A 9,519-nucleotide genomic window follows, 5' to 3' on the forward strand; every position below is an offset into this window, starting at 1 on the left:
CCATCCAATGGACTTGGACATGGACATGGACCAGCGACGACTATAGCGCAGTGCCCGAAATCTTTGCGCAGTGCCCGAAATCATAGCGCAGTGCCTGCAATTGCGAAACAATAGATCTCGCTTTTGACGTTGACGTCGAAGTCGTTGTCACAGCAAACCCACAGCGTCCGGCGACCATCTTCGAGTGGTTTTCCCCAGCACAACCCTTCGGGTTTTTCGACCGCCAAAGCGCCGCCAATCCCAAACGCCGGATCGAGCAAATCAATCAGCAACGTTTTGGTTGCCGGCAATACATTCGCTGGGATTTCTTCCGACGGCATCGACTCCAACTGGCACACGTCCGTTGCCTTTGCTGTATCAATCAAGTAGATCCGTTTGCATTTCGCCGCTTCGCCCACTTGGCCGTCTCGTTCGATTACCAAGAAACGCGTTTCATCGACTGCCAAGATCTCACTCGTCCCTGACGCGAAACTGTCGAGCCGATAATCAAATTCGTGTTCCACCATCTCTTCGCCGTCGTCGTGGTCCTTCGCCGTTGCGTCGAGAATGATACCGCGGCAATTTAGCCCGAAGCACTTATGGTCTTCGATCTTTCCGTCTTGAATCAGTGGGCTTTGCAGCATTGAAACAAAACGCTTACCGCTGGGCGTCACCGCGATTCCTTCCAACCCACGATTTGGGAAGGTACCTCGACGGTAGGTGCCATCCTCGGTCAATTGAATACGGAATCGGCCGGGGATAGCCAATTCGGTTTCAATTTGTCCCGATGGGTCGACAATCACAATGTGCGGCCCGTATTCGTCACTCATCAGCAACGCCCCACCGGGAAGACAACGTATCCCTTCCGGATCCATCGCAGTCCAATCATGCGAATCACCCATCGCGTGCAGGTCGTTGTCGTGAGCCGCCAACGATCCAACGACTTGCGATCCTGCTTGGGATGTCAACAATCGAGTGGCGAGCAAATCGAATTGAATCTGTTTCGTTGCCGGATCAACTTTTAAATTAACTTCGTGAAATCGACATGGATAGGAAACCGCGCCGTCACCCGCACCTCGATCCGAAAGCAAGAAAAAACGATCTTTATCGCCGCTGTAATCCATGCCCGAGAAACCGCCGAACTGGTTCGACATCGAACCGTCCTCTAATTTACCGTGCAACCCACTTGCATCCACTGCGTGTCCATCCAACCGTACCACGCCGATCAATTCAATCGGCTTAGGATGCACCAATCGACGCGATTCGCTACTGACCAATATCGTTTCTTCGGCCGATACGTTTGCAGTTTGCATGCTGACAAATGACGCGCAGCAGAATACAAGGACTGCAAACCGAAACGTTGATCGCTGCGTCATTCTGTTACCGATTTCTTTCTTGGAACGATGGATTCACTCTAAAAGGTATGTGAAGAGAGGACGCCCGCAGTCGCTTTCTTGTGCGGCATATTGTCCGACTTTCGACGAGGCCGGAATGATAAACCCCCAACATCAGCGATGTGAGAGGAAATGATGAAGGTTTGATGAAGAAACATTGCGGGATCGGCCCTGGTTTGCCGTTGGCGAGCTTTCTGGGGACAGTTAGAATGACGCGTACCTATGAAACACTCACCACTGGCCGTAGTTTTTCCTGCCTCACTATCGGCTCTATGCGTTCTTCTATTCCTCAGCTGGAATGCGTTTGCTCCGACGAGCCAAATGGCTCGCCGCAAGCCGGGATTGGATGGAACGCCTCCCTCGGCAGCCAATTCGGATACCCGCGACCTCATCGCCGTCGGCGTGGTTGATGGTCCAGGCACCCGTTCAACGGTCGCAGGATCGTGGACCTCATTTCGGGGTGAAAACAACGATGCCATCTCAACGGATCCAACGAAATTAGCACGTTCATTTCCCTCGGCCGATGGGCCCCCGATTGTTTGGGAAATCGAGGTCGAAGAGGGCTACGCGGCGGCGGCAATTCGTGACGGTTGTGTCTACCTGATCGATTACGACGCCGACGAACAACTCGATACGCTTCGCTGCTTATCGCTCGACGATGGCCAGGAAATTTGGCACAACAGCTATCCCGCACAAGTTTCCCCTAACCATGGAATGACTCGCACCATTCCCGCGATCGCGGGCGATTCGGTCGTCACAATCGGCCCCCGATGCCACGTCGCATGCTGGGATGCCGAAACGGGAGAGTGCCGTTGGCTGTTCAGCATGGTCGAGCGATTCGGCAGCGAAGAGCGCCAGTGGTACAGCGGACAATGCCCGCTGATTGACGACGACCGCGTCATCCTTGCCCCCTGCGGCAAAGACGCGATGATGGTTGCCATCGATCTACACAGTGGCGACGAAGTATGGCGAACACCAAACCGACATGAATGGAAGATGTCGCACGGTTCGATCTTACCCATGGAATTCGAACAAACACCGATGTACGTCTATTGTGGCACGGGCGGAACCGCGGGAGTCTCGGCAAAGGACGGTACGCTACTTTGGGATGAAACATCGTGGGACGAACATTTTGCGACAAGCCCCTCACCGATTGGTTTGCCCAACAACCAAGTCTTTTTGTGCAGTGGTTACGACTCCATTGGTGCAATGTTCTTGAACATTAGCAAAGAAGGCGACAAATTCATCACCACGCCAGGCGAGAATCTCGACCGAAAGCAATTCAATTCCGAACAACAAACACCGGTCCTGGTTGATAACCATCTATTTGGCATTCGGAAACACCGGGGCGGCCAATTGGTTTGTATGGATTTAGAGGGAAATGAAATTTGGAACAGCGGCCGAGACAAGTTTGGCCACGGCCCTTACATGATCGCCGACAACCTAATCTTGACGCTTTCCGACCGAGGCCGACTTGTTGCTGCCGAAGCAACTACCGAAGCCTACCACCCCGTGTGGGAAACCGAAGTGTTCGAACATGGCAACGAAGCGTGGGGCCCGATGGCAATCGCGTCTGGCCGACTAATTGTGCGTGACTTAACTCGAGTCGCCTGTTTGGATTTACGAAGCGAGAACCCATAGACGCATTCCCATGTCCAACAAAACCGCCCCAAACCCTCACACCCCGAGCCAAAACACCCCGAGTCGAACCGGGGCACCATCCGACTCGTCGCCCATTCAACACCCCAAGGGAACGGCATCGATCGTCTTTTGGTCGATCGCCGTCGTCGTCGCTTTGTTAGCGTTATACGCCGTTTTGCAAGTCGACAATTGGGGCGACAGTGGCAACAACCTGCCGACTCGGTTTGGGCTAGACACGGCAAAACTAGCCGCAGTCGACCCGGCGCTTGTCAACTACGCCGAAACCCAACAATATCCCATTGCAATGCAAAGCGTTCGAGGAATCGCTTCGTTACCCGACGGCGGGTTTGTCGTCGCTGGGGATAAAACCATCCAACGATTTAGCAGGGATGGAGAACCGACCGAGTCCATTTCATGTGCCGACGAACCGATATGCGTCACCGTCGCAGGCGACGACCACGTGATGGCAGGACACCTGTTCGTCGGATTCGTCGCTCGCATTGACGTTTTCGATACTCAAGGCCAATTGACCAGGACAATCGATGACGGATTCGATCCCCAAACTCAAATCACTTCGCTTGCCGTTCTCGAAGACTACATCTATGCCGCCGACGCGGGGAACCGCGTGATTGCTCGGTTCGCCGCCGATGGCAAACGCTTAGGTTCCATCGGCAAAGCCGATCCATCGCGAAAGATTCCTCCGTTCATTGTCCCAAGTGCCCACTTCGACATTGTCGGCTCGGACGACGGCATCTTGCGAGCGGTCAACCCTGGGGCTCGGCGGATCCAAGCATTCACACTCGACGGTGATTTGCTCGGTTCGTGGGGCAAAGCTTCGGCAGGGATCGAAGGATTTTTTGGGTGTTGCAACCCAGCGGCTTTGGCGTTGTTGCCGGACGGTCGCTTTGTCACAGCCGAAAAAGGGATCCCGCGAGTAAAAGTATACGCCGCCGATGGCACCTTTGAGTCCGTCGTCGCAACCACCGACATGCTATCCGCAAACGCTTCGTCCAGCATCGACATACGGGACGACCATCGAGCCGACGTCTTAGACGTTGCAACGGATCCAAACGGCCGCGTCTTGGTGTTGGACCCCAACACTCGGGCTGTCCGAATTTTTGAACTGAAAACGGAAATGGTCTCAACCGATGAATCGTAATATTGACTACCGCGACTCGCGACGCGATCTTTTCGCTGCCATTTATCGGTGGTGCGTTTTGGCGGTGCTAGGCGTCATTTCCGCCTTGTTTGCGTTTCGCAATCAAAACGGGGATTGCACGCGGAAAACTCCTTGCCAACAGTGCGGTTTACTCCAACGTTGCGAACTGCCACAAGCGAACCGGACACGTACCGAATCCCAACCGAGGGAACTGTAATGCCAACGGAGGACCAAAAAGATCGACGTGAATTCATGGCCGATGCCATTCGCACTTCGGGCGTGATCGCAATCGCGGGCGGGGGTGGTTTTTTGACAGGCAAGCGAACCACTGCCGAAAACGACGGGGAGCCGATGGTATGGCAACTTGATCCCGACAAATGCACCGCCTGTGGAAACTGTGCAACCTATTGTGTGCTGGACGTTTCCGCCGTGAAGTGCTTCAACGCTTTCGACATGTGCGGTTTCTGTGATATTTGCACCGGCTATTTCGAAATGGACTATGAGTCACTCGACACCGCCGCAGAGAATCAAGCGTGTCCGACCGGTGCCATTGTGCGTAAGTTTGTGGAAGAAAAATCAGGACAACGCTTCTACGAGTACACGATCGACGAACCACTTTGCATCGGATGTGCAAAATGCGTCAAAGGGTGTGCGTTGATGAATGGATCCATGTATTTGCAGGTTGAACACGATCGATGCCTCGACTGCAACGAATGTGCGATTGCAACGGCTTGTCCAACCGAAGCGTTCTACCGAATCCCTGCCAGCCAAGCGGAAATCATGAAACGCCGGGGCGCAGCAGTTTTGAATGCTCGCGGCAACCAAATGCTGCGTACCGCTAGCGGTGACCAAGCAAAGCTCGATGAAGCGAATCAATTGCTATCTCGAACAGCGGTCCAACGTGATTGGCGAGAGCAACAAGCAAACCAAGAAAATGGCGGGAGCACCTCCGATGGTTAAGCAAGGATTGCGGAGGACTCTGAAGGCATCGATGCGTCTGAGCAGGCTGTTTGGACTCGCCGGTCTATTGATACTGGCGATGTCGCAGCTGAGTCACGCCAGCGACGTCATTCCGGTGCCGGAATTTAGCGATTACGAAGTTCCCATTTCAATGCCCGCGCCGGTGGAAAGCCCGGTATGGGAATGGCTTAACGTGGTGCTTTTGATCGGTGCGCTGTCGTTAGCGAGTTATTTTTCGATCGTCACGCGCAGTCGCCGTGGATTGTTTACGCTCGCGATTGCGTCGCTGCTTTGGTTCGGGTTTGCTCGATCAGGTTGCGTTTGTGCGATTGGAGCGACCCAGAACGTGGCATTGGCGATGTTCGATTCCAGCTATGCAATTCCCTGGACGATTGTTGCGATTTTCATACTTCCGCTGATCTTCACTCTGTTTTTCGGTCGGACATTTTGTGCGGCCGTTTGTCCGTTGGGGGCCATACAAGAAGTGGTCGCCATTCGGCCGGTGAAGGTCCCATCGTGGCTCGACCATACGCTGGGGTTGGTTCCTTATATTTACCTCGGCTTGGCAGTTGTTTATGCCGCAACGGGAACAGCATTTATCATTTGCCGATACGATCCCTTTGTTGCGATGTTCCGAATGAGCGGCAATGTGAACATGCTTGTTTTCGGCGGTTCGCTATTGCTTTTGGGGGTCTTTGTTGGTCGCCCCTATTGTCGTTACCTATGTCCTTATGGAGCGGTGCTTGGCGTGCTGTCAAAAGGATCGAAATGGCATGGACGAATCGCACCTGAAAAGTGCATCCAGTGTCATCTATGCGAAAACAGTTGCCCCTACGGTGCCATCGCCACCCCGTCTTCGCCCCCACCAAAATCCGAACGAGCCAACGCGCGTCGCCGATTGGCCAAAACACTTGCGCTCGCGCCCGTGTTGGTGATTGCGGGTGTGCTAGTCGGAATGACGATTGGTACTCCGATGGCAAAGCTTGATCCAAATGTCCGATTGGCCGAACGAATCATCCAAGAAGATGCTGGCGAAGTGGAAGGAACCACCGATGCAACCGACGCGTTTCGGAACACCGGACAACCCAAAAGTGAACTCATCGATTTGGCGATTGGTATCCGCGATCGTTTTGGAACGATGGGGATGTTGTTCGGCGGTTGGGTTGGATTCGTGATTGGCATCAAGTTAATCTCTCTGTCGCTGCAACGAAAACGCGTCGACTATGAACCCGACCGGTCCAGGTGTGTTTCCTGTGCACGTTGCTATTGGTATTGCCCTGGTGAACAAGTGCGATTGGGGCTTGTTGGTGACGTTTCGGACTTGGTGCCATTGAACGTCGATGCAATCGAAGCGGAAAAGGCGGTTTCCAAATGATGACGCCTCGCGATCAATACAATCTCGCTTTTCGCAGCACCATTGTTTGTGGACTGTTTGCTGCGGTGGTTGCCATAAATCTAGGTTCGGACTACCGATCACGTACGGCCAAAGACCCACTCAATTCGGCGGAATACATCGAACTTCGGGCTCAATTACTCGAGGACCCGAAAAACGAAACGCTCCAAGAGTCGTTTCGTGCGCTCGATACTGAATTGCGAGACGCCTATTTCGACAGCCGCTCGTTCTCCTATTGGGGTGGTTGGCTGCTGCTATTGAGCACCGCCGGAACAATCGGACTCGGCAAATGGGCGGCCGTTCTGCGCCGCCGCTTGCCCGACCCCACGTTAACGTCATCCGAACGACGTGCCACCGCGGGGGAAACCGACAACCGCATCGGCCGTAACGCAGTGGGCGGTTTTGCAGGGCTCGCCGTGCTATTGGCATTCGGTTTTTTCATGGCAATCCCAAACCGATTACCGTCCCGCCCAACCGTTGGCCAAGCGGACGAAGACGCCCACTTGGCGTCATCGGACATTGAAAAAGGCGACACATCCGAACCACCATCCTCCGACGCTCTCGCGACGCAGACGGCGGAACTAACCCCATCGGCGATTCCCGAGGGATTTCCAACCGTGGAAGAATTGGCAGCCAATTGGCCTCGCTTTCGTGGCGCCGATGGGTTGGGCATTGTGACTGAAATGGCAATGTTGACTTCGTGGAACGTCGAAACCGGAGAGGGCATTTTATGGAAAACCGAAGTTCCGCTGCCCGGGAACAATTCACCGGTCATGTGGGGCGATCGTATTTTCCTTTCGGGTGCAACCGAGACGACTCGCGAGGTCATGTGTTTTGACGCCGTCAGTGGCGAGTTGCTGTGGCAAAAGGCTGTGCCCGGGACTCCGGAAAGCACCGCGGAAACACCGAATGTCATGAAAGCCACTGGTTTCGCGGCACCCACCATGGCAACCGATGGACGGCGAGCGTATGCCATTTTTGCAAACGGCGACGTCGGAGCCTTTGATTTTGAAGGGAATTTGGCTTGGTCGCGCAGTCTGGGGATCCCCAACAACGCTTACGGGCACGCCTCGTCGCTAATGACATTTGAAAACTTGCTGATCGTCCAATTCGACCAGGGGAGCGAAGGAGAGAACTTATCGCGAATATTGGCACTCAACGTCGAATCAGGTGAAACGACCTGGGAAGCACCGCGCGAAGAAGTGCCCAATTCGTGGCCCACGCCAATCCTAATTTACGTCAACGATCAACCGCAATTGCTCACATGCGGCGCGCCCAACGCGGTCGCGTATGATCCGCGCGATGGCAAAGAAATATGGCGAGCCGATTGTTTGTACGGTGACGTTGGCCCATCGCCCGTTTATGCCGACGGTATCGTGGTAACGGCAAACGAAGTTCCCGGCGTGACTGCAATCAAGGCGGATGGAACGGGTGATGTGACCGAGACCCATATGTTATGGGATGGTTTCATGGGAGTCCCAGATTTATGCAGCCCGCTGGCGACGAATCAAATGGTACTGCTTTTGACGTCTGATGGGCTTTTGACGTGTTACGATTTGCACGAAGGAGGCGACCCGCTATGGGAGCATGAAATCGATGCTTCGTTCTCGTCATCGCCCACGATGATCGGCGAAAACGCTTACCTGTTCGATACAGATGGCCAAGTTTTCATCGTCAAGCCAACGCTCGAGTCTTGCACGGAAGTCGGCGCAAATGATCTGGCAGAGCCCTGCGTCACCAGCCCTGCGGTAAAAAACAGCCGCCTCTACATCCGAACCGAAACACAATTGATGTGCATCGGCGAGTAAGTAAGGACAGATCTTCGGCGTCTGTATGGTTGACATTTCGCGCACTTGGCGCTATGTTCGCACACTGCGGCAGGCTGGATTTTTTCGGCCGTTGACAAGAACCCCCAGCAGAGCCGCTGTGAATCTGAATAAGGCTGCTGGTTTTCCAAGCTCCAAGCGACGTGCGTGCTACGAAATGACGTGTTTATGACGTTCCTAGCCCACGCATCGCCCCAATGAATGAGACCGACTCGCGATGACCGTCGATCTAGAAGCAATTGCCCGTCGAGGGCGTTGCGAGGAATCCAATTTACGAATCGCGTTACCTTTGATTGAACAAGGTTACGCACCTCCTTTCCTGGCACGCTACCGGCGTGATGAATTAGGAGGGTTGGAAGAGGGAACACTCTGGGAGCTTTCCGAGGCATTACACGCCGAAAAAGCCCTCGCCCATCGCCGCGCCGAACTTTTAACGCAGTGGACGGCGACTCCATTGGCCGATCCAGCGCTTGGCCGAGCGATCGAGAAAGCAAGCACCAAACGGATGCTTGAGCGACTCGGTCGGCGGATTAAGTTGGAATCGAACGAGGCCGTCGACGGCGGCACCAAGTTGGCCGTCCGTATTTTGAACCCCGAAAAGGGTGACGGCGACGACTTCCAAACGTTGGCTCAATCCGCCGAAGGAATCACCGATACCGAAGAAGCGATCGGTCATCTCGAAGAATCGCTCGCGCGTCGCTTGGCTGGCGACCCTCGAATTATCAACGCAGCGGTCCAGTGGCTAAGCAAGCATGCCAGAATCTTGGTGGCCGAGATCAGTGATCCGCATGTCAGCGGTAATCAAGAAACGGATAATTCTTCGAATAAGAACGAGGAATCAGCAGGCGACAAACCAGGCGCAGAGGAACATGCCAAGGCGAAGGACAAGCCAGGCGAAGAAGCGGTAACGCCCGCTGAGCCTGAATCGCCCGCTGAGCCTGAAAACGTGACGGCTGAAAATGCGGAACTGGCGGCTACCGAAACAGCTGGAGGCGAAGAACCCGCTGCGACGGAAACAGTTGCAACGGCACCAGCTGCTGCGGAACCAGTAGCCAGCGAAGAACCCGCGGCGCCAGAAACGGTTGCGACCGACCCGACTGCTTCCGAAACAACGGAAGGCGAAGCCCCCACGGCCGCCCAACCAGCTACTGCCGAATCCGCTGCAAC

Annotated in this window: 7 protein-coding genes; 6 read left to right on the forward strand and 1 reads right to left on the reverse strand. The window is 54.6% G+C overall.

Annotated elements, in window-relative coordinates; translation table 11 throughout:
• Positions 1-80 precede the first annotated feature (80 nt).
• Positions 81-1,355 (reverse strand): esterase-like activity of phytase family protein, encoded by a 1,275-nt coding sequence (locus CA13_RS05300; RefSeq protein ID WP_146394933.1) that lies wholly within the window; start codon positions 1,353-1,355, stop codon positions 81-83.
• 240 nt (positions 1,356-1,595) lie between these two features.
• Here CA13_RS05300 and CA13_RS05305 point away from each other — a divergent pair, with 240 nt between their 5' ends.
• The 6 genes from CA13_RS05305 to CA13_RS34720 all read left to right on the forward strand — a co-directional run.
• On the forward strand, positions 1,596-3,014 hold the full coding sequence (locus CA13_RS05305; protein ID WP_146394934.1) for an outer membrane protein assembly factor BamB family protein: 1,419 nt from the start codon (positions 1,596-1,598) through the stop codon (positions 3,012-3,014).
• A 10-nt stretch (positions 3,015-3,024) separates the two neighbouring features.
• Entirely contained in the window at positions 3,025-4,173 is a 1,149-nt protein-coding gene (locus tag CA13_RS05310; RefSeq protein ID WP_146394935.1) for an NHL repeat-containing protein, read from the forward strand.
• Positions 4,174-4,389: 216 nt separating this feature from the next.
• Positions 4,390-5,133, forward strand: a complete 744-nt coding sequence (locus tag CA13_RS05315) for a 4Fe-4S binding protein (protein WP_419193961.1) — start codon at positions 4,390-4,392, stop codon at positions 5,131-5,133.
• Positions 5,036-6,508 (forward strand): 4Fe-4S binding protein, encoded by a 1,473-nt coding sequence (locus CA13_RS05320; RefSeq protein ID WP_419193962.1) that lies wholly within the window; start codon positions 5,036-5,038, stop codon positions 6,506-6,508. The genes CA13_RS05315 and CA13_RS05320 overlap by 98 nt, the downstream gene beginning before the upstream one ends.
• The gene (locus tag CA13_RS05325; protein WP_146394937.1) at positions 6,505-8,334 is read left to right on the forward strand and encodes an outer membrane protein assembly factor BamB family protein; all 1,830 of its coding nucleotides are present in this window, start codon (positions 6,505-6,507) and stop codon (positions 8,332-8,334) included. The genes CA13_RS05320 and CA13_RS05325 overlap by 4 nt, the downstream gene beginning before the upstream one ends.
• Before the next feature lie 235 nt (positions 8,335-8,569).
• On the forward strand, positions 8,570-9,519 hold a 950-nt coding region (locus CA13_RS34720; protein ID WP_419193963.1), incomplete at its 3' end, for a Tex-like N-terminal domain-containing protein.

The sequence above is a fragment of the Novipirellula herctigrandis genome (assembly GCA_007859835.1).
GTDB classification, from domain to species: Bacteria; Planctomycetota; Planctomycetia; order Pirellulales; family Pirellulaceae; genus Novipirellula_A; species Novipirellula_A herctigrandis.

Bases quoted from the DNA above. Each gene is read 5' to 3' on its own strand.
- CA13_RS05300 (WP_146394933.1), bottom strand. From the start codon at position 1,355: ATGACGCAGCGATCAACGTTTCGGTTTGCAGTCCTTGTATTCTGCTGC.
- CA13_RS05305 (WP_146394934.1), top strand. From the start codon at position 1,596: ATGAAACACTCACCACTGGCCGTAGTTTTTCCTGCCTCACTATCGGCT.
- CA13_RS05315 (WP_419193961.1), top strand. From the start codon at position 4,390: ATGCCAACGGAGGACCAAAAAGATCGACGTGAATTCATGGCCGATGCC.
- CA13_RS05325 (WP_146394937.1), top strand. From the start codon at position 6,505: ATGATGACGCCTCGCGATCAATACAATCTCGCTTTTCGCAGCACCATT.
- CA13_RS05320 (WP_419193962.1), top strand. From the start codon at position 5,036: ATGAAGCGAATCAATTGCTATCTCGAACAGCGGTCCAACGTGATTGGC.
- CA13_RS05310 (WP_146394935.1), top strand. From the start codon at position 3,025: ATGTCCAACAAAACCGCCCCAAACCCTCACACCCCGAGCCAAAACACC.